Source organism: Bradyrhizobium sp. USDA 4473, from assembly GCF_054063335.1.
The window spans coordinates 338,523-358,904 of the sequence record NZ_JBSSGE010000001.1; the positions used below are offsets into that span (position 1 = coordinate 338,523).

Genomic DNA, 20,382 nt, shown 5'->3' on the forward strand with positions numbered 1-20,382 from the left:
TCGCTCCGCTTCATCCGGGCTACGAAGCTCGCCGCTGTTGATCCCGTCATCCTGAGGAGCCGCGAAGCGGCGTCTCGAAGGATCGACGGCCACCAGCCGGGCCGTGCATCCTTCGAGACGCGCGTTCCGCGCTCCTCAGGATGACGGATCATGCAGCCAGGAAAAACTCCCGCAGCAGCTTTGCGGTCGCGTCGGGCGCTTCCTCGGGCAGGAAGTGCCCTGATGGCACCGGCGCGCCACTGACATTGGTGGCCCAAGTCTTCCAGGTGTCGAGCGGTGTCGTCGCCGCGCTGGCGACGCCGGCATCGCCCCACAATGCCAGCATCGGAATCGTGATCTTGTTGCCGGCGTCGACGTCGGCCTTGTCGATCTCGTAATCGGCATAGGCGCCGGCGCGGTAGTCCTCGCACATCGCGTGGATGCGGGCGGGATCGCGGAACGGCGCGAGGTAATGCGCGAGCGCGCGCGGATCGATCGCCTCCAGCGTCTTGGTCCGGGTCTGGCTCGCCATCTTCTCCTTGAGGAAGAATTCGCCGTTGTTGGAGATCAGCGTCTCCGGCAGCGGGTAAGGCTGCGCCAGGAACGCCCAATGGTAGATCTTCAGCGCCGACAGGCGATTGAGCCTCTGCCAGTAATCATAGGTCGGCGCGATGTCGAGCACCGCGAGCTTCGACAACCGGCCGGGATGATCGAGCGCCAGCCGATACGACACGCGGCCGCCGCGGTCGTGGCCGGCGAGCGCGAAATGCACATGGCCGAGCTGCTCCATCGCCTCGATCATGGTCTTGGCCCAGGCCCGTTTGGTATAGGGCGTATGGTCCTTGTCGCTGTCGGGCATGTCGGACCAGCCGTAGCCCGGCAGGTCGGCGATGATCAGCGTGAAGGTGTCGTCGAGCTTCGGTGCCACCGTGTGCCACATCACATGGGTCGAGGAGAAGCCGTGCAGCAGCAGCAAGGGCGGCCCCTTGCCGCCGACGCGGGCGAAGATGCGGCCCTGCGAGGTATTGATCCATTTCGACTCGTAGCCGGGAAAAAGATCAGCGAGATCAGGCATCGGTAGCTCCTCCCGGGTCGCGTGCGCCGTGCTTCAAACTTTGTTCGGCGTTGCCGCTGGCCTGGTTTATGCCATCCTGAGGTCCTGCCAACAACAACACGAAACGAGGAAGTGCCATGTCGATCGATTTTGAGATTCCCGCCGAGGCCAAGGCGATCCGCGAGAAGGTACGCAAATTCGTCCACGACGAATGCATTCCGGCAGAAAAGGAACTCGACACCAAGCCGCTTGCCGAGGTGCTTGAACCGCTGCGCAAGAAGGCCCGCGCGCAGGGCCTGTGGTGCCCGTTCGTGCCGAAGGAGTATGGCGGTATGGGCCTCGGCCCGCTGGCCAATGCGCTGGTGCAGATGGAGCTCGGCGAGAGCATGCTGGGTGCGCTCTCGATGAACACGCAGGGGCCGGACGACGCCTCGATGATGACGATCCTGGCGCACGGCACCGAGTACCAGAAGGAGAAATTCCTGAAACCTCTCCTGAACGGCGAAAAGCGGATCTGCTTCTCGATGACCGAGAAGGCCGCCGGCGCCGATGCCACCGGGATGCAGACCACGGCGGTGAAGGACGGCAACGAGAACTACATCCTCAACGGCGAGAAATGGTTCTCCTCGTCGGCGAGCGTCGCCGACCTTGCACTGGTGATGGCGAAGACCGATCCGAACGCGCCGCGCCACAAGCAATATTCGACCTTCATCGTCGAGCTGCCCAACCCCGGCTACCGCATCAAGCGCAACGTCGCCAACATGGCGATCGAGGGCCCGCATGACGACGTGATCCATGGCGGCCATTCCGAGATCGAGATCAAGGACCTGAAAGTGCCGGCCGACAATCTGCTCGGCGGCGAGGGCAACGGCTTCAACATGGGCCAGCACCGCCTCGCCTATGGCCGGCTGCGCCACGGCATGCACAACGTCGCCAAGGCGCAGCGCGCGCTCGACATGGCGGCAGCCCATGTCACCAAGCGCTCGACCTTCGGCCAGCTCTTGGCCGACCGCCAGGCGGTGCAGTTCATGCTCGCCGACTGCGCGAGCGAGCTCTATATCGGCCGGCTGATGCTGCTGCACATCGCCTACAAGGCCGAGAAAGGGCTGGACATCCGCCAGGAGAACTCGATCGCCAAGATCTTCCACGCCCACATGGTGCACAAGGTGATCGACACCGCGATCCAGCTGCACGGCGCGCTCGGCTTCAGCCAGGATACGCCGCTGGCGAAATGGTATACCCAGGTGCGCTCGCAGCGGCTGGTCGACGGCCCGGATGAAGTGCACAAGTGGAAGATCGGCAAGAACGTCATCAAGGCGTTCCGCGAGCACGGCACCACGGCAAGCGCCGCGGGCGGCGATCTGCTGTAGCCCCCGCCGTCATTGCGAGCGAAGCGAAGCAATCCACTTCTCCACGCGGGGATGGATTGCTTCGTCGCTTCGCTCCTCGCAATGACGGTGGGTGGCTAACCCTTCGCCCGCTCCGCCTCCACCGCCTGCCAGGCGATGTCGCGGCGGCAGAAGCCGTCGGGCCATTTGATCCGATCGACGGCCTGGTAGGCGCGGTCGCGTGCTTCGGTCACCGTCTTGCCCATCGCAGAGACGTTCAGCACGCGGCCTCCGTTGGCAAGGATGGCGCCATCCTTCGCGACCGTGCCGGCGTGGAAGATCTCGACACCATCGACCTCAGCGGCGTCATCGAGCCCGTCGATCCGCGTGCCCTTGATATAGTCGCCGGGATAGCCCTTGGCCGCCATCACCACGGTCAGCGCCGGGTCGGGATACCAGCGCAGATCGAAATTCTTCAACTGCCCATCGATCGAGGCGAGCAGCGCCGGCACGATGTCGGACATCATCCGCAGCATCAGCACCTGGCACTCGGGATCGCCGAACCGGACATTGTATTCGAACAGCTTCGGGCCCTGCGCGGTCAGCATCACGCCGGCATAGAGCACGCCCCTGAACGGCGTGCCGCGGCTCTTCATCCCGGCCACCGTCGGCAGGATGATGCGCGCCATGATCTGCTCGTGCAGCTCAGGCGTCACGAACGGCGTCGGCGAATAGGCGCCCATGCCGCCGGTGTTCGGCCCCTTGTCGTGATCGAACACCCGCTTGTGGTCCTGCGCGGTGGCGAGCGGGATCGCGGTCTCGCCGTCGCACAGCGCGAAGAAGCTGATCTCGCGGCCGGACAGGAATTCCTCGATCACGACCTGCGCGCCGGCCGAGCCGAACGCGCCCTCGAACATCATCGCAACCGCGGCTTCCGCTTCAGCCAGCGTCTGCGCCACCACGACGCCCTTGCCGGCGGCGAGCCCGTCAGCCTTGACCACGATCGGCGCCCCCTGGGCGCGGACATAAGCTGTCGCGTCCCTGGCATTGTCGAAGCGGCGATAGGCGCCGGTCGGAATGTCGAACTCGCTGCAGAGATCCTTGGTGAAGCCCTTCGAGCCCTCGAGCTGCGCGGCCTGCTTGCTCGGCCCGAACGCCTTGATGCCCTCAGCGGTGAGGTCGTCGACGATCCCGGCGGCAAGCGGTGTCTCCGGACCGACCACCACCAGATCGACCGCGTTGCGCCGGCAGAATTCGATCACGGCGGCATGATCGGCGACATCGAGCGCGATGCATTCGGCCTCGCGCGCGATCCCGGCATTGCCCGGCGCGCACCAGAGTTTGGTCACCAGCGGGGATGCGGCGATCTTCCACGCCAGCGCATGTTCGCGGCCGCCGGAACCGAGCAGAAGGATGTTCATCTGTGTCGCCGATCAGAGGGGTTGTAACGCCGTTTGGTCCGGTTTAGCACGCTCCCCGACCGCGGCAACACGCGGTTCGATCAGATGTGGATATGTGATTCGACGCCGGAAACACGGCGGCCGGGCCTTGCACACGGGGTCGAAAACCCCGATTCTATAGACCAGATGACCGCTGCTCCGAATCTCGTCAACGCGCCTGAATTCACCGTCTCGGAACTCTCCTCCGCCCTGAAACGGACAGTGGAGGACCGGTTCGGCCATGTCCGCGTCCGCGGCGAGATCACGGGCTTTCGCGGGCCGCACTCCTCCGGCCACTGCTATTTCGCGCTGAAGGACGAGAGCGCCAAGATCGAGGCGGTGATCTGGAAGTTCGCCCATGCCCGGATGCGGTTCAAGCCGCAGGAGGGCCTCGAGGTCATCGCCACCGGCAAGCTGACCACCTATCCGAACTCCTCGAAGTACCAGATCGTCATCGATTCGCTGGAGCCGGCCGGCGTCGGCGCGCTGATGGCGCTGATGGAGGAGCGCAAGAAGAAGCTCGCGGCCGAGGGCCTGTTCGACGAGGCCCGCAAGCAGCTGCTGCCCTGGCTGCCCGAGGTGATCGGCGTCGTCACCTCGCCGACCGGCGCGGTGATCCGCGACATCCTGCATCGGCTGGAAGACCGCTTCCCCCGCCGGGTGCTGGTCTGGCCGGTCAAGGTGCAGGGCGACGGCTCAGCCGAGCAGGTCGCGGCCGCGATCCGCGGCTTCAACGCGCTGCCGGAGGGCGGCCGGATTCCGCGGCCCGATCTGTTGATCGTCGCGCGCGGCGGCGGCTCGCTGGAGGACCTGTGGTCGTTCAACGAGGAGATCGTGGTCCGCGCCGCGGCCGAGAGCCATATCCCGCTGATCTCGGCGGTGGGCCACGAGACCGACATCACGCTGATCGATTTCGTCGCCGACAAGCGCGCGCCGACGCCGACCGCCGCCGCCGAAATGGCGGTGCCGGTGCGGAGCGAGCTGTTCGTCGAGGTTGCCGCGCTCGCCCGCCGCACCATGGTGTGCTGGCAGCGCGCCCAGGAGGCCCGCCGCACCGAGCTGCGCGCCGCGGCGCGGGCGCTGCCGGCAGCGAACGAGCTGCTGGCGATCCCGCGGCAGCGGCTCGATCATCTCGCCGCAGGATTGCCGCGCGGGCTGAAGGCCAACACGCACGCGCATTTCCGCCGCTTTGCCGCATCGAGTTCGCGGCTGACCATCGGCGTGCTGCGCGGCCAGGTCGCGCATGCCAGGCAGCGGCTCACGGTCTCAGGCGAGCGTATCGCGCTGTCGGCGCGCGCGCTGCTGCATCGCAGGCGGGAGCGCTTCAATGGGCTGGAGATCCGGCTCAAGGCCTCCAGGCTCGCCAATGCGCAGGCCCAGCGCAACGCGATCGCGCGCGATCTCGAGCGCACCCACCGCCTCGCCGAGCGCGCCCGCCGGGCGCTGCTGACGACGCTGCAGCGGCTTGAGGCGCGGGTCGCCCATCGCAGCCAGCTGCTGTCGGCGCTGTCCTATCGCGGCGTGCTGGCGCGCGGCTTCGCGCTGGTGCGCGACGCGCACGGACACGCGCTGCATTCCGCCGCGGCGGTCGGCCCCAACGCCAGCCTGTCGATCGAGTTCGCCGACGGCCGCGTCGCCGCCACCACGAATGCCGATCAGCTCCAAGCGACGGTGCCAGCGGAGAGTGCGCCGAAGCCTCCGCGCGAGGCAAAGCCGGCGGCGCCGAAGCGCGTCACCAAGCCGGTCGATCAGGGCAGTTTATTTTAGCGCGACAGCCACTCGGCGACTTGCTTCTGCGCGTCCTTGCGCGCGTCCGCGTCGGTGCCGATATGGCCGCGCTCGGCGACGTCGACATCGGAGGCCGCGACCGCGTGCAGCGGCAGATTGGCGCGATCGAAGTCGTGATAGGCGTCGGGATAGACCACGATCTTCGCCAGCGCGCTGCGGCCATGCGCGCCGTCGACCATCTGATGGCAGGCCGACGATGACGTGACATCGTCGCGCGCGCCGATCAGGACCAGCGTCGGAACCCGCGCACTCCAGCCGAGGCCGAACGAGGTGCGGCAATCCGGATAGAACGCAACCGCCGAGCGGAAATCCGGCTCGACGTTGCGCGACCACATCTGCGGCCGTACCGCCCACAGCAGGGCGGCGGCGCCATTGCCCCAGCCGATCAGGCTGATACGGCTCTTCGCCACCCATTTCTGCTGCACCAGCCACTGCCGCGCCGCGTTGATATCGGCGACCCGCGCGCGGCGGGTCTGGACCTGATGCTCCCGGATGCGGCATTGCGGGCCGAGCTCACGCGAGCCGTAGCTGTCCGGCAGCAGCACCGCATGGCCTGACGCGAGCAACTGCTCGGCCCAGTCGCGATAGCGCGGGGCGACCTGCTCGGAACGGCCGGCGAGACCGCCGCAGCTGTGCAGCGCGATCACGGTCGGGAACGGGCCGTCGCCGTCGGGCCGGTAGAGCTGTGCGTGCAGCGTGAGGCTGCCTTCGGGGATCTCGACCTGGTGCGGGGCCGGAAGCGGCGCCGCGGCCGCGGCCGGCATGGCAAGCATCGCCAGGCACATGAAAACTGAGGTGAGGCGCATCCGATCCGGCCGGCTCGTTATGGCGCTGCAAACACAGCGGACCACGGCTGCAATGCTACCATGCGCCTCTGCCGCCAAATCATCACAAGTCGGTGGTTTAACGGGCGGACATGCCCCCCTATCTGTGATAGACGGCTTGATGACCATTTAAGGCTGCCTCATCAGGGGCAAGGCGGAGAGTCTAGACGTGCTGAACAAGTTCGGTCCCTCGGGCCATGGCGAAGCGCAGGTGCAATATCTCGACGGCGATTTCCGCGTGATCTCGCCCGGCACTTTCGTGCGTTGTGCCGTCACCGACGTCCGGATCCCGCTCGACGAGCTGAAGTACTGGAGCGTTGACCTGCAGGAGGCCTATGCCACCCCGACCGCCGTGCTGCAGCGCCACCATCCGGACATGGTCAAGGCGTAGGCGCAAGGCCGGGTTCATTTGCGCAACCTCCTGTCCCTTGCCCTGAACAGCTGATCCGACACCCAGCGCCGCAGTGCGGCCGCATCCTCGAATTGCAGCGTCACCGCGAACGGCACGATCGCCTGCGCCCAGGCCGGCGTCCCGTCCGGACCACGCAAGCGCGCCAGATCCTTTTCCGTCGTCACCAGCGTCAAGGCGTCACGCTTCGCATCCGCAGCGAGCTGCTCGATTTCCGCCTTGCTGAAGGCGTGGTGATCGGGGAAAGCCCTGCTTTGCACCACGTCGACGCCGCTCGAGCGCAGCGTGTTGAAGAAGCGCGCGGGATCGCCGATGCCGGCAAAGGCGAGTGCACGCATCCCGTTTAGCGCCGCCAGCGAAGCCTGGTCCGGCTTCAGGCGTGCGGACAACACCGGCTTGCCGCGGGACGCAAGATCGGCCGCAATGTGCTGCGCCGCGCTCCCCTCGCCCACCACGATCAGCGCGTCGGTGCGCTCCAGCTGCGGCGACAGCGGCGCGCGCAACGGGCCGGCCGGAATCACGCGGCCGTTGCCGACGCCGCGCGTGGCATCGATCACGATCAGGCAGCAATCCTTCATGACGGACGGATTCTGGAAGCCGTCATCCATCAGGATCACGCTGGCGTCCTGCGCCCGCGCCAGCGCCAGGCCCGCGGCGCGGTCGCGCGACACCACGACAGGTAGATTCGCCGACATCATCAGCGGCTCGTCGCCGACATCGGCCGCCGTGTGGCGGTGACGATCGACCTTGACCGGGCCGGCGAGCCTGCCGCCATAGCCGCGGCTGAGCACCACCGGCCGCTCGTCGAGCTCGCGCAGCAGATGTGCCAGCGCCAGCACCGTCGGCGTCTTGCCGGCGCCGCCGACATGGTAGTTGCCGACGCAGATCACGGGAATGCCGGCATCGCTGCCGGAGCGCTGCATCCGCCGCGCGGCGACCGCGCCGTACAGCGCGGCAAGAGGGCTCAACAGAAACGCGATCCAGGACGGCGGCCGGTGCCAGAAGCCCGGCTCACGCATTGGCGGCTCCCATCTCGAGCCGCAACTGCAACAGATAGGGCTCGAGAGCGGTCACCGTGCGCTGCAGCGCGCCACCGAGCTGCTCGACCACGCGCTCGGAGGCCGCCAACGACGTATCGCGTGCCGCGGGATCGGCGAGGAACTGGCCGAGCTGCTTGACCAGCGCGTCGCGATCGTCGGCGCGCCGCGCGCCGCCGCCGTCATCGAGTGCCGCATAGACGTCGGTGAAGTTGAACACGTGCGGACCGTGCACGATGACAGCGCCGAGCTTGATCGCCTCGATCGGGTTCTGGCCGCCATGCGCGACCAGCGAGCCGCCCATGAACACGATCGGTGCCAGGCGATAGAACAGGCCGAGCTCGCCCATCGTATCGGCGACGTAGATATCCGTGGTCGCGACCGGCAGATCCTCATGCGAGCGCAGGCCGGGACGCAGGCCGGCATCGGTCACGAGTTGTGCGACCGCCTCACCGCGATGGGCGTGCCGCGGCACGATCACCGTGAGCAGCCCGGGGAAGAACTTGGCGAGCGACGTGTGCGCCTCGATCAGGATCTCTTCCTCGCCGGGATGGGTCGATGCGGCGACCACGATCGCGCGGCCGCGCGTCACCGACATCAGCCGCTCCAGCTTGGCCGGATCGGCCGGCGGCGCCGCGACGTCGAGCTTGAGATTGCCGGTGACGACGACATTGGGGCTGCCGAGCGCCGCGAAGCGTTCGGCATCGGTGTTCGATTGCGCGAGGCAGATGTCGAACCGCCCGAGCAGCGCTCCGATGGTGTTGGAGAGGCGGCGCCAGCGCGGGAACGAGCGCTGCGACATCCGCCCGTTGATCAGGACCATCGGCAGCCGCCGCGCCGCGCTCGACAGGATCAGGTTCGGCCACAAATCGGACTCGATGAACAGCGCCAGCGACGGATGCCAGTGATCGAGGAAGCGCGCGACATAGCGCGGCGAGTCGTACGGCACATATTGATGGATCACGTCGGGCGGAAAGCGCTTGGCCACGATCGCGGCCGAGGTCACCGTCCCCGAGGTGAGCAGGATGCGCAGATTGAGCGCGCGCAGCCGCTCGATCAGCCCGGCCGCCGCCAGCACCTCGCCGACGCTGGCACCGTGGATCCACACCAGCGGGCCCTGCGGCCTGGTATCGGCGCTCATGCCGCGTCGCTCGCCGACCCGTTCGGGATCTTCCTTGCCGAGTTTGAGCCGCCGCTTGATCAGGGCAGGCACGACCGGCACCATCGCGGACGACAGTTTGCGGTAGACACGCAACGTCATCGGGAGCGAGTTAGCCAAGCGTTGCCTCCGGCCGCCCGACGGCGGCATAGGCGCGCCGGGTCGCTTCGTTGAGCAAATCCTCCACGTGCTGCCGAAGCTTTTCCATCGTCGCGGCGTCGGCATCGGGCGGCACATAGACCGGCTCAATACCTACCACTGCGCCGCGCCCGAATGGCAAATTGATGGTGGACGAATCCCAGTTTTTCAACCGGATGAATCGGCTGGTGACCATCGCAAACGGGACGATCGGCCGGCCGCTCTCCCGCGCCAGCATGATGGCCCCGAGTCCCGCCACCCGCGCCCGCTTCGGGACGTCGGCGGTGGTTGCGATGTTGCAGCCGTCCTCCAGCGCCCGGACCATCTCCAGGAAGGCGCCGACGCCGCCCTTGCGATGGAACGCGCCGGAATGGTCGCCGGAACCCCTGATGGTCCCGATGCCGAGCCGTTCCACCGCCAGCGCGTTGAACTCGCCGTCGCGGTGGCGGGAGATCAGGACCTTGGCGCGATAGCTCTCCTTGGTCTTGATGAACGGCGTCATGAAATGCTGGCCGTGCCAGAACACGAAGATCGCCGGCATCAATGGCTCGACGATCCCGTACACGTCATGCGGCTGGTAGCTGAAGCGGTTGGTGTACCACACCAGCCGCAGGTACTCGGCCGCAAGCACCCCCAGCGCGCGCTGCACGAAGCCGCTGCGCAGCAGATCGCGAAAAAGTCGTTTCAATGGGAATGCTTTGTGTCCTGCTCAGGATCGAGCAACCGGTGGAGGTGAACGACGAAATAGCGCATCTGGGCGTTGTCCACGGTCGCCTGCGCCTTCGCCTTCCAGGCCGCGTAGGCGGTCGCGTAGTTCGGATACACGCCGACGATCTCGACCTCGTCCAGGTTCTTGAAGGTGTTGTGCTCGAGATCGGTCAACTCGCCGCCGATGACGAGGTGAAGCAGCTGCGGCTGGGCATTGTCTGACATGATGGTGGTTATCCTAACGAGATGCCCGGCAAAGAAGTGAAGTCTTGGTCGTCACAGGTCTTGGTCGTCACAAAGTCTGATCGTCTGATCGTCGAAAGTCTGGTCGTCACGGCTCTGTCGCAACAAGTCTGATTGTCACAATTGGCAATGCAGTAGAGCCTCACGGCAATGGGCGGCTGCGAAAATGCTCGACAATGCGTGCATGACGTTCGCGTCCCGCTGCCACCAGCACCCCATGCGTTACCTCCCGGCGATTGTACTCAATCGTGTCCCCCGAGAGCTCCGTCATCTTACCACCCGCTTCCTGCACGATCAAATTCGCAGCGGCAAGATCCCAGTCGCGGCTTTGCCCGCCCGCAAAGCCGGCGTCAAGTCGACCTTGTGCTACACGGCAAAGCCTAAGCGCCAGCGATCCGATCCGCGGAAACAGCGTGATCTCGTCCGAGGTCGGGCTGAGCCGCTGCACCAGCGGCTTCGGTCCGGCCATGCGGGGAAAATTGAACTCGGTGCCTGCGGTTGCGTGCACGGCGCTATCGTTCAGGGTGGCGCCCTGCCCACGGGCGGCGAAGAAGAACTCCTCGCTCACCGGCGCATACACCGCCGCGAGCACCGGAGATGCGTTCTCAACCAGCGCCACACTGACGCACCAATCCTCGCGGCCTGCGAGATAGGCGCGGGTGCCGTCGATCGGATCGACGATCCAGGTGAAGCGCTTGCCGAGCCTCGTCTCGTTATCGGCGCTCTCCTCCGACAGCCAGCCATAGCTGGGCGTTGCCGAACGCAGCTGTTGCTCCAGCAGGTCGTTCACCGCGATGTCGGCCTCGGAGACCGGCGACGACGCGCCCTTGGTCCAGTTCTTCAACTCGGTGCGGAACAGCGACAGCGCGAGCCGCCCCGCCTCCTGCACCGATCGCGTCAGCAAGGCGGCGTCGCGCGCCTTGGTCCAGTCGTCCGTATCAGCGTCCGCCAAGCGTCAGGCCCTCGATGCGCAGCGTCGGCGAATTGACGCCGTAGCGGAACTCCAGATCGTTGGCGGCGACCAGCGACTTGAACATCGGCAGCAGATGGCCGGCGATGGTTACCTCGCTGACCGGATAAGTGATCTCGCCATTCTCGATCCAGAAGCCGGACGCGCCGCGGCTGTAATCTCCGGTCACGCCGTTGACGCCGGACCCGATCAGGTCGGTCACATAGAAGCCCTGCTTGATGTCGGAGATCAGCTCCTTCGGCGTCACCGCACCCGGTTCGAGATGCAGATTGTAGGTTCCGGGCGACGGCGACGACGACACGCCGCGATGCGCATGCCCTGTCGTGACCAGGCCGAGCTCGCGCGCGGTCGCGGAGTCCAGCACCCAGGTCGTCAGCACGCCTTCGTCGATCAGCGCGATCCTCTTCACTTTGACGCCCTCGGCGTCGAAAGTCTGCGAGCGCAGGCCGCGCACGCGCAGGGGATCGTCGATAATGCGGATATCCTTGGAGAACAGCTGCTCGCCAAGCTTGTCCTTCAGGAAGCTGGTCTTGCGCGCGATCGAAGCGCCGTTGATCGAGCCGACCAGATGGCCGACGATCGAGCCGGCAACCCGCGGATCGAACACCACCGGCACCTTGCAGGTCTCGACCTTGCGCGGATTGGACCGCGCCACCGCGCGCTCGCCGGCCTTGCGGCCGACGGTCGTGGGTGAATCGAGATCGGAGGCATGCGGCGCGCTGGTGAAATCATAATCGCGCTCCATGCCGGTACCCTCGCCGGAAATCGCCGTCGTCGAGATGCCGTGGCTGGAACGCAGATAGGAACCGTGGAAGCCGGTCGAGGTCACCAGGACCATGCCGCCGATCCCGGTGGAAGCCGACGCACCGCCGGACTTGGTGACGCCCTTGACCGCGAGCGCGGCAGCCTCCGCTTCGATGGCGCGCTGCTCGAGCTCGGCGGTGGTCGGGACCTTGCGGTCGAGCAGATCGAGATCAGGGAAATCATGCGCGAGGAGCGCGGGATCGGCGAGGCCGACATATTTGTCGTCGGGCGCGACGCGCGCCATCGCCACCGCACGCTCGGCGAGTTTTGCGATCCCCTCGCCGGAGACCTCATTGGTCGACACCACCGCCTGGCGCTGACCGACGAAGACCCGCAGGCCGACGTCGTCGCCCTCGGAGCGCTCGGTCTCCTCGACACGGCCGTCGCGCACCTCGACGCCTTGCGAGACGCCGCGCACCGCGAGGGCATCGGCGGCATCGGCGCCCGCGCGCTTGGCGGCATCGACCAGGCGCTGCGCGAGGTCGCTGAGCGCGGATTGATCGAACAAATCGGAGGTATCACCGTGTCGCGATTCAGATGGTGAAGAGTTCACGAACGAATTCCTGCGGATTGAGGGGAGCCCGGAACGAAGTAACAGACCACACCAGATGTGCCGGATTCACAGGGATTTCAAGCACTTTGCACCCGCGGGCAACAAAGATTTGAGTGATCGGGGCAAGGCTTCGTCAATCATGCGGGCCAACCTCTTGTCAATCATGGCACGAGGTGAGGAGAGATTAACCAGGCTTTTTAAGCTGGAACGGCGATCGTTCGGCTAGGCTCTCACCCATCGACCGGGAACATAATCCCGGCGGGGAGACAGAGCTTTGAGGCGTCAAACACCAACAAGCGGAATCAATTCCGCCGGGTCGAGCTGCGCAATGCGGCTCGACCCTCTTTCCCTTCCGCTCTCCTTCCACGCGCAGGATTCGCGCGCGGATGGCGGCACGCGGCAGGTCGAGCTTCACCGCGAACATGTCGTGCTGCGCCGTGCCGTTCGCGGCATGCGGATGGCAATCAATGTTCGGGTCAGCGATTTCCTCGGCGTCGCAATCCGCGGCATCGACGATGCGCAGATGCTGGTGCTGGTCCACCGCGATCCCGCCCTCACCATTCCGCTCGGCACGAGCTCGGATGCCGAGGAGATCACGTCCGCCTGGCAGACCTGGAGCGACATCTTCCGCCTGCCGCAACTGACCGAGCCGGCACCGCGAACGCCTTCCCCGCGCCGCCGTCGCCGCAACGCAATCCGCGCCCGCCGCCCGAAATTCCTGGTCCGCCGCCGCGCCGGCGTCCAGCACAACGAAGCCAGCGTGCATCGCGACGAGCGCGAGATCATCGCGCGGGATTGAGTTCGTTTCGCGCTTCAAGCTTCACGACGGTGAGGTGGTTCGCCACTCAAGACATCACTCCGTCATTCCGGGGCGCGCCACTTGGCGCGAGCCCGGAATCCATTTCACCACGAGTATTGCGGCCCGATGGATTCCGGGCTCGCGCTTCGCGCGCCCCGGAATGACGACGGATTGAGAGCTACCCCGCGCGCAGCACGGCGTCGACGACCAGGCTCGCGAACAGGATGAAGCCGGCGTCGCGGTTGGACTTGAAGATGCGCAGGCAGAGCGCGCCATCGCTGGTGTCGAGCCGGCGGACCTGCCAGACAAGATGCAGCGCAAACGCCGCAAGGCCGATCCAGGCCGGCCAGCGCGCGCCGGCCAGCGCGAATGCCGTGCCGATCAGCAGCACGGCGAGACCGTAGAACATCATCAGCGCGCGATGAGTGCGGGCACCGAACAGCCGCGCGGTGGACTTGACGCCGATCAGCGCGTCGTCCTCGGCATCCTGGTGGGCATAGATGGTGTCGTAGGCGATCACCCAGGCGATCGATCCGGCGTAGAGCGCGATCGCCGCAGTGTCGATGCGTTGGAGCGTCACCGCAAATCCCATCAGGGCGCCGTAGGAAAAGGCGAGGCCGAGCACGACCTGCGGCCACCAGGTGATCCGCTTCATGAACGGGTAGATCGCGACGATCACGAGCGAGGCGATGCCGGTCAGCACCGCGAAGCGATTGAACTGCAGCAGCACGACAAGCCCGATCAGCGCCTGCAGCACCATGAACATCACCGCCTGCGCCACGGTGACCTGCCCGGCCGGGATCGGCCGCGACCGGGTGCGCTCGACCCTGGCGTCGAGATCGCGATCGGTGATGTCGTTCCAGGTGCAGCCGGCGCCGCGCATCACGAAGGCGCCGATGAAGAACAGCAGCACGACCAGCGGCAGCGAGCGGACGTCGTGTGCGACGCCGGCGGCGAGCGCCGCCGACCACCAGCATGGCATCAACAGCAGCCAGGAGCCGATCGGCCGGTCGTAGCGTGCCAGCCGCAGATAGGGCCGCGACCAGACCGGTGCATGGGTATCCACCCAGTTGCCCGTGGAGTCGGCAACGCGGGCGGATACGTCGCTCATGGGTGATCCATCAACGGGTGAGAACGTTGCCGTTCAGCGTGTCGAAGGTGCTGCCGCCCTTCTTGGTCGGGGTCGCTTCCGGCAGCGAGGCGGACGAACCGAGCACGTCGCTCAGCGACGGCCCCGCAGGCCCGCGCGGCTGCGCCGCCGCCTGCTCGGCGACGTTGCAGACTTTCTTCAGCAGCGCTTCGGTATTCTTGTGACCGTTCTTGAGTTGGTCGGCGATCTGCGGCGGAATTCCGCACTTGGCCGCGTTAACGTCGACATATTTGATCATCTTGATCTCGGCCTGGCTGTAATTGCCGATCAGCTTGCAGGCCTCCTGCGGGCTGGCGTGGCGATCGCTTGCGGCCTTGATCGCCTTGCCGCGCTTTTCCGCATCCTCGCGCAGCGGAACGAAATTCTTCATGCAGGCGTCAGCCTCGCCACCCGCACCGGCGCCCGGCGGGGGCGGCGGAGACGACAGACCGCCGCCGGCGATCGGAGCCGCGCCACCGCTCGGAAATGGCGACGGCGCCGCGCCGACCCTGGCCGCCGGCGCGCCGTTGACCGGCGGGAATGCAGGATCCGAGGCGGTGCCGGCCCGGCTGGCGGGACGTGCACCGTTGACCGGCGGGAACGCGGGATCCGAGGCCGTGCCGGCCTGCCCCTGCTGGTTGGGCAGCGGAGCCGGAAAAGCGCTCTGGGCAGCGGCGTGCCCCACCGACAGGGCGGTCGCAGCAACGGTCAGCACGATCAGGCGGCGGATCATCGAGGGTGTTTCTCCGGCAAAAGGTCCAGGCAACCCCAGCGCAACAAAAACGAAGCAACGAATTTTGGGGGCGTTTTACGATTCCTGTGACGCCTTAACAACCCGTGGATTTGGGCGACAGCGCGGCGTAGGGCCACACCGCCCACATTAAATTGTTCCCGGATTTGAAGCCTTTAGGCGGCGACCGGCGGTAAAACCGGACCATCAAAGATGCCTGAACAGGATTTTTGATGACACCCGCGGCCGTGCATGCGTGCCCAAAAGCAAAAGGGGTCGCGTGCAAGCGACCCCTTGGACTTCCAATAATGTACTGGTGACAGAAGCAATAATATCGACAGCCCCTTACTAGTCGGCCGCCGGGTTCCTGACGAGTCCGAGGGACTACGGTGTCACCCGGTTTGGTTAACCTGCCGCGCCGGGCTAGAACGCCGCAGGAAACCCAGAACATGCCCGAACACGATTTTCGCAGCCCCCGCCTGTTTGTCGACGCCCCGCTCGGCACTGGTACAACGGTCACGCTCGAGCGCGACCAGAGCAATTATCTCGGTAACGTGCTGCGGCTTGGCGCCGGCGACAGCGTGCTGGTGTTCAACGGCCGCGACGGCGAATGGCGCGCGGAGATTGGTGGCCGCAAGCGGCCCGACACGCTGGCGATATCGGCACTGACCCGCGTACAGGACCGCCTGCCCGACGTCACTTGCGTGTTCGCGCCGCTGAAGCATGCCCGGCTCGACTACATGGTGCAGAAGGCGGTCGAGATGGGCGCCGCGCGGCTGGTGCCGGTGCTGACGCGCTTCACGCAGGTGTCGCGGGTCAATGGCGAGCGGATGCGCGCCAATGTAGTCGAGGCCGCCGAGCAATGCGGCATCATCTCGCTTGCCGAGGTGGCCGATCCGCTGCCGCTCGAGCGTTTCCTGGCGGGGCGCACCCCGGCGCGGCTGCTGGTGTTCTGCGACGAGGCGGCCGAGGTCGCGAACCCGATCCGGGCGCTGCAAGCGGCAAGGGCGGTGAATACTGGGATCGATGTCCTGATCGGTCCCGAAGGCGGCTTCGCCGAGGAGGAGCGCGCGCTGCTGCTGCGCCAGCCCAGCATCCTCCGCCTTGCGCTGGGCCCGCGCATCCTGCGCGCCGACACCGCCGCCGTCGCCGCGCTGGCGCTGGTGCAGGCGGCGCTGGGCGATTGGCGGGGAAATGGACCAAACACCACCTCCCCGTCATCCTGAGAGCTTGTGACGGATTCGGCTCCTGCGGAGTTTTTGGCGGCTGTTCGTCGCAGCAATTGGCAGGTTTGAGTTCGAGTTCGGCGATGACCCGTTGTTTAGGCTCTGGAGAGGCGGTTGCCTTGCAGGATGTTGTTGACGAGGGCGTACCAGAGCACGACGGCACGGACCCTTTTCGATGCCGCGCACGGTCAATTGCCGCAGGTCCCAATTGCGCCAGCGGGCATGGATGCACTCGCAGATCGACCGGGACCTGTATCGGGCCTTGCCCTCTTCGCTCGCCATTCGCGCACGCCAGGCCAACACCCCCGGACCGTCGCCGCGCCGCGGTAGATAGGGATCGGTACCGTGCTTGGATTGAGTGGGCGGACAAAAGATATCGATGCCCTCGGCATAGGCCCATTCGATGTCCTCGGCACTGCCAAAGCCGCCATCGACGAGATGGTCCTTGGGCAACCCTCCGGGCCGCGCACGCTGCCGCTCCAGCATGGGGCGCATCAGGCCGCGATCGGATCCGATGTTGCAAATTCTGGTGTCGACGACGATCTGCTCGCCGGCCACGCTCGTCACCTGCACGTTGTAGGCGGGGCGGAAGCCGCCGTTCGCCATCTTCATGACCCGTGCATAGGCGTCCGTCGTGGAGGCCCGCGGCTCCTTCGGCGTCTTGCCGTTGCCGCGACTTTCTTCGCGCTCCTTGCGCTGCTGCTTGATCTCGGCGAGCGCCGTCTGCGCCGCCTTCACCCGCGCGCTGCGTTCCCGCGCGGCCCGCTCCTTGGCTGCCCGGGCACGCTTATTGCTGGCGTCCGAGCGTGTGTCGACCTCGCGCTTGAGGTCTTCCACCACGGCCTCAGCCTGCGCCAAATGCTTATCCAGCGTCGCCTCGCGCCGGAACGAGGCGGCCCCGGCGCTGGCCCGGACCCGCATGCCATCCTGCGCCAAGGTCTCCAGATCGACGAGACCGGCCTTTGCCAACGCTGCCAGATGCTCACTGAGCAGTCGGTCAAGCAGATCGGCGTTGCCGACCCGGAAGTCTGCCAGCAGGTGATAGTTCACCGACACCCCGCCGCACAGCCAGCGATAGGCATCGTGGCTCTCGCACAGCCGCTCCAACGCCCGCGCGCTGCCAACGCCTTCGCTGGCGGCATAGAGCCACAGCGCCAGCAAAAGCCGGGGCGAGGTCGCGGGGTGACCGGGACGATCGCCGCGAGCCTTGATCCGGTCCTCCAACTCACTCAGATCAAGCTCTTCGACATAAGACCAGATCAGCCGCACCGGATGGTCTTCCCCGATCAGGCTCTCAATATCAACCGCTCGCAGCGCAATCTGGTCGCGCTGGGGCTCACGCAGCCGCGGAGCGCCGGGCAAGCCCGCTTCGGCTGGTGGCTTCGCCTGCTCCGGCAGGTCCCCAAACAACTCATCGGCAGCCAACATCACCTCCCGCGAATCCATCATCGCCAGAGAATCACACCGCGCCGGCTTTCGGCTATAATGCTCGCTGAAACCCCAAAAAAATCACACCCTCTGAGGTGCGAGCCTCTTCGGCGAGCCTCGAAGGATGCACGGCCCGGCCAGTGGCCGATTCATCCTTCGAGGCTCGCTGCGCTCGCACCTCTCAGGATGACGGGCCTTCAGGCGCGCTATGCGATGGAAGGTGACGGCAGACATCTGCCCCTAGCCAAGCCGTCGCAAAATCGTTAACGAACCCAATCATTAAGCCACTTGGCTGATCCCTGTCGAAACCACGGATCGGGCATGCTAATGGCTCCGCCAACACCATCCATGGAACCGGCCTCGAAACGCGATTGCGAGGCCATTGGACGTCGAGATGACCGAAGCTGCCGCACCACGATCCGCCGCCGGATCCGCCTCTTGGGCGGATGCGCTGCTGGCCTCGTTCGCGCAGGCCGGTTACCTCAGGTCCGAACCCGCGATCCTGCAGCCGGCCGAGCCGTTCCTCGACCTCTCCGGCGAGGACATCCGCAAGAGCCTATATCTGACGACCGACTCTAGCGGCGAGGAGCTCTGCCTGCGCCCGGACCTCACGATCCCGGTGGCGCGCGACTACCTCGCCTCCACGCGCGCCGGCCAGCCGGCCGGCTTCAGCTATCTCGGGCCGGTGTTCCGTTATCGCGACGGCCAGCCCAGCCAGTTCATGCAGGCCGGTATCGAATCGTTCGGACGCCAGGACCGCGCCGCGGCCGACGCCGAGATGCTGGCGCTGGCGCTGGAGGCGACAACGGCGTTTGGCCTGACCGATGTCGATATCCGCACCGGCGACGTCGCGCTGTTCAACGCGCTGATCGACGCGCTCGAGCTCTACCCGGTGTGGCGCCGCCGGCTGATCAAGGATTTCAACCGCAAGGTTTCGCTGACCGACGACATCGAGCAGCTGACGCTGGCGACCGCGCCGGGCCGCAACGAATATGAGGGCGTGCTCGCCGCGCTCGCCGGCTCCGACCGCAAGGCGGCGCTGGCGCTGGTCACCGATCTGATGTCGATCGCCGGCACCACCAATGTCGGCGGCCGCTCGGTGGCCGAGATCGCCGACCGTTTTCTCGAGCAATCGACGCTGAAGGCCGGCGCGCTGCCGCGCGACGCGGTCGCCATCATCAAGCGCTTCCTCGCCATTTCCGGCGATCCCGACGATGCGGTGGCGCAGCTGCGCGCGCTCGCTGCCGAGGCCAAGCTCGATCTTGCCGCCGCGATCGACCAGCTCGAGAGCCGGGTCGGCTTCATGGCCGCGCGCGGCATCGACACACAGAAGACGCGGTTCTCGACCGCGTTCGGCCGCGGTCTCGACTATTACACCGGCTTCGAATTCGAGCTGCACGCCAGGGGCAATGGCAGCGAGCCGCTGGTCGCGGGCGGCCGCTATGATGGGCTGATGACGCAGCTCGGATCAGCGAGCCCGATCCCCGCGGTCGGCTTCTCGGTCTGGATCGAGGCGATGACCCGGCATGGCAAGGCCTTGCGCGGAGGCGCCCAATGAGCACGCCCTTCGTCGTCGCGGTTCCCTCCAAGGGACGCCTGCAGGAAAACGCCGAAAGCTTCTTTGCCCGCGCCGGGCTGACCTTGTCGAAGGCCGGCGGCGCGCGCGACTATCGCGGCATCATCCCGGGCGTCGACAATGTCGAGATCGCCTATCTGTCGGCGAGCGAGATCGCGGCCAATCTGGCCCGCGGCGCCGTGCACCTCGGCGTCACCGGCGAGGATCTGGTGCGCGAGAGCATTCCCGATCCCGACAGGCGCGTGCTGATGATCGAAGGCCTCGGCTTCGGCTATGCCAATGTCGTGGTCGCGGTGCCGCAGGCCTGGATCGACGTGCGCACGATGGCCGATCTCGACGATGTCGCCTCGGGCTTCCGCGAGCAGCACAATCACCGCATGCGGGTGGCGACCAAATACATCAACCTGACGCGCGGCTTCTTCGCCAAACATGGCGTCGGCGACTACCGCATCGTGGAGAGCGCCGGCGCCACCGAGGGCGCGCCCGCGGCCGGCACCGCCGAGCTGATCGTCGACATCACGACCACAGGGGCGACGCTCGCCGCCAACGGCCTCAAGGTGCTCGACGACGGCGTGATGCTGCGCAGCCAGGCCAATCTGGTGGCCTCAAAGGACGCCGACTGGTCGACCGGCGCCCGCGAGACCGCGCGCGTCATCCTCGACCACATCGCCGCGCGTGCCCGCGCCAGCAAGTATCGCGAGGTCCGCACCCGTTTCGCCGGCTGCAACGACGCGCTGCTGTCCGAGGCCCACAACCGGTTCGGCGTGGTCGCCCCGTTCGGCGGGCCGACCTCGTCCGGCATGCTTACGCTGCACTGCCCACCGGGCAAGCTCTACGCGCTCGGCAGCTTCCTGCGCGAGCACGGCGCCGAGACCGTCTCGGTGGTGTCGCTGGACTACGTGTTCGACCGCGAGAATCCGCTGTTCGCCAAGCTTGAGATGTTCCTGCGACAATGAGTCGACAGGGCTGTTCATGTTGGCGACAGCCGGCGGTCGGTACCATATTGTGTTCATGATCTTTCGTTTTGACGCGTTTTCCTCATGCGAGCCGGACGTGCGCTT

Annotated in this window: 18 protein-coding genes and 1 pseudogene; 7 read left to right on the forward strand and 12 right to left on the reverse strand. The window is 66.4% G+C overall.

Translation table 11 applies throughout. The features are described 5' to 3' along the window. Positions 1-148 precede the first annotated feature (148 nt). Positions 149-1,054: an alpha/beta fold hydrolase gene (locus ACVW17_RS01630; RefSeq protein WP_456750162.1), complete on the reverse strand. Its 906-nt coding sequence runs from the start codon at positions 1,052-1,054 to the stop codon at positions 149-151. A gap of 116 nt (positions 1,055-1,170) precedes the next feature. On the opposite strand from ACVW17_RS01630, the gene ACVW17_RS01635 reads away from it, so the two are divergent. After that, on the forward strand, positions 1,171-2,403 hold the full coding sequence (locus ACVW17_RS01635; RefSeq protein WP_456750163.1) for an acyl-CoA dehydrogenase family protein: 1,233 nt from the start codon (positions 1,171-1,173) through the stop codon (positions 2,401-2,403). A 95-nt stretch (positions 2,404-2,498) separates the two neighbouring features. Here ACVW17_RS01635 and purD read toward each other — a convergent pair whose 3' ends face one another. Further along, positions 2,499-3,782 (reverse strand): phosphoribosylamine--glycine ligase, encoded by a 1,284-nt coding sequence (purD, locus tag ACVW17_RS01640; protein WP_456750164.1) that lies wholly within the window; start codon positions 3,780-3,782, stop codon positions 2,499-2,501. Between the two features lie 165 nt (positions 3,783-3,947). Here purD and xseA point away from each other — a divergent pair, with 165 nt between their 5' ends. After that, the gene (gene xseA / locus ACVW17_RS01645) at positions 3,948-5,567 is read left to right on the forward strand and encodes an exodeoxyribonuclease VII large subunit (RefSeq protein ID WP_456796722.1); all 1,620 of its coding nucleotides are present in this window, start codon (positions 3,948-3,950) and stop codon (positions 5,565-5,567) included. On the opposite strand, the gene ACVW17_RS01650 is transcribed toward xseA, so the two are convergent. Beyond that, on the reverse strand, positions 5,564-6,352 hold the full coding sequence (locus ACVW17_RS01650) for a dienelactone hydrolase family protein (RefSeq protein WP_456750166.1): 789 nt from the start codon (positions 6,350-6,352) through the stop codon (positions 5,564-5,566). The genes xseA and ACVW17_RS01650 overlap by 4 nt on opposite strands. Before the next feature lie 229 nt (positions 6,353-6,581). Between ACVW17_RS01650 and ACVW17_RS01655 the strand changes: the two genes are divergently transcribed. Next, the gene (locus ACVW17_RS01655; protein WP_456750167.1) at positions 6,582-6,803 is read left to right on the forward strand and encodes a DUF2093 domain-containing protein; all 222 of its coding nucleotides are present in this window, start codon (positions 6,582-6,584) and stop codon (positions 6,801-6,803) included. Between the two features lie 14 nt (positions 6,804-6,817). On the opposite strand, the gene lpxK is transcribed toward ACVW17_RS01655, so the two are convergent. From lpxK to ACVW17_RS01685, 6 genes are all read right to left on the reverse strand, one after another. After that, positions 6,818-7,840, reverse strand: a complete 1,023-nt coding sequence (gene lpxK / locus ACVW17_RS01660; RefSeq protein WP_456750168.1) for a tetraacyldisaccharide 4'-kinase — start codon at positions 7,838-7,840, stop codon at positions 6,818-6,820. Next, positions 7,833-9,167 carry a 3-deoxy-D-manno-octulosonic acid transferase gene (locus ACVW17_RS01665; protein ID WP_456750169.1) on the reverse strand — a complete coding sequence of 445 codons (1,335 nt, stop codon included), beginning with the start codon at positions 9,165-9,167 and terminating at the stop codon, positions 7,833-7,835. The genes lpxK and ACVW17_RS01665 overlap by 8 nt, the downstream gene beginning before the upstream one ends. Further along, entirely contained in the window at positions 9,130-9,843 is a 714-nt protein-coding gene (locus ACVW17_RS01670; RefSeq protein WP_456750170.1) for a lysophospholipid acyltransferase family protein, read from the reverse strand. The genes ACVW17_RS01665 and ACVW17_RS01670 overlap by 38 nt, the downstream gene beginning before the upstream one ends. Next, complete coding sequence (locus ACVW17_RS01675; protein WP_050628541.1) at positions 9,840-10,088, reverse strand: DUF4170 domain-containing protein; 249 nt, start codon at positions 10,086-10,088, stop codon at positions 9,840-9,842. Before ACVW17_RS01675 ends, ACVW17_RS01670 begins: the two co-directional genes overlap by 4 nt. Positions 10,089-10,248: 160 nt before the next feature. Next, a complete protein-coding gene (locus ACVW17_RS01680; protein WP_456750171.1) occupies positions 10,249-11,058 on the reverse strand; it encodes an inositol monophosphatase family protein in 810 nt (269 codons plus the stop codon). After that, positions 11,045-12,433: a TldD/PmbA family protein gene (locus ACVW17_RS01685; RefSeq protein WP_456750172.1), complete on the reverse strand. Its 1,389-nt coding sequence runs from the start codon at positions 12,431-12,433 to the stop codon at positions 11,045-11,047. The genes ACVW17_RS01680 and ACVW17_RS01685 overlap by 14 nt, the downstream gene beginning before the upstream one ends. 274 nt (positions 12,434-12,707) lie before the next feature. Here ACVW17_RS01685 and ACVW17_RS01690 point away from each other — a divergent pair, with 274 nt between their 5' ends. Next, positions 12,708-13,232, forward strand: coding sequence for a DUF6101 family protein (locus ACVW17_RS01690; protein WP_456750173.1), 525 nt, complete (start codon positions 12,708-12,710; stop codon positions 13,230-13,232). Between the two features lie 178 nt (positions 13,233-13,410). On the opposite strand, the gene ubiA is transcribed toward ACVW17_RS01690, so the two are convergent. Together ubiA and ACVW17_RS01700 are read right to left on the reverse strand one after the other, a co-directional pair. Beyond that, positions 13,411-14,343: a 4-hydroxybenzoate octaprenyltransferase gene (gene ubiA / locus ACVW17_RS01695; RefSeq protein WP_456750174.1), complete on the reverse strand. Its 933-nt coding sequence runs from the start codon at positions 14,341-14,343 to the stop codon at positions 13,411-13,413. 10 nt (positions 14,344-14,353) lie between these two features. Further along, the gene (locus tag ACVW17_RS01700; protein WP_456750175.1) at positions 14,354-15,094 is read right to left on the reverse strand and encodes a hypothetical protein; all 741 of its coding nucleotides are present in this window, start codon (positions 15,092-15,094) and stop codon (positions 14,354-14,356) included. 446 nt (positions 15,095-15,540) lie between these two features. Between ACVW17_RS01700 and ACVW17_RS01705 the strand changes: the two genes are divergently transcribed. Next, positions 15,541-16,317 (forward strand): 16S rRNA (uracil(1498)-N(3))-methyltransferase, encoded by a 777-nt coding sequence (locus tag ACVW17_RS01705; protein ID WP_456750176.1) that lies wholly within the window; start codon positions 15,541-15,543, stop codon positions 16,315-16,317. Between the two features lie 95 nt (positions 16,318-16,412). Here ACVW17_RS01705 and ACVW17_RS01710 read toward each other — a convergent pair. Continuing rightward, a pseudogene (locus ACVW17_RS01710) lies at positions 16,413-17,745 on the reverse strand (IS1182 family transposase). Between the two features lie 394 nt (positions 17,746-18,139). Here ACVW17_RS01710 and ACVW17_RS01715 point away from each other — a divergent pair. Next, positions 18,140-19,303 carry an ATP phosphoribosyltransferase regulatory subunit gene (locus ACVW17_RS01715; RefSeq protein WP_456750177.1) on the forward strand — a complete coding sequence of 388 codons (1,164 nt, stop codon included), beginning with the start codon at positions 18,140-18,142 and terminating at the stop codon, positions 19,301-19,303. Continuing rightward, positions 19,300-20,277: an ATP phosphoribosyltransferase gene (gene hisG / locus ACVW17_RS01720; RefSeq protein ID WP_456750178.1), complete on the forward strand. Its 978-nt coding sequence runs from the start codon at positions 19,300-19,302 to the stop codon at positions 20,275-20,277. Before ACVW17_RS01715 ends, hisG begins: the two co-directional genes overlap by 4 nt. Positions 20,278-20,382 lie beyond the last annotated feature (105 nt).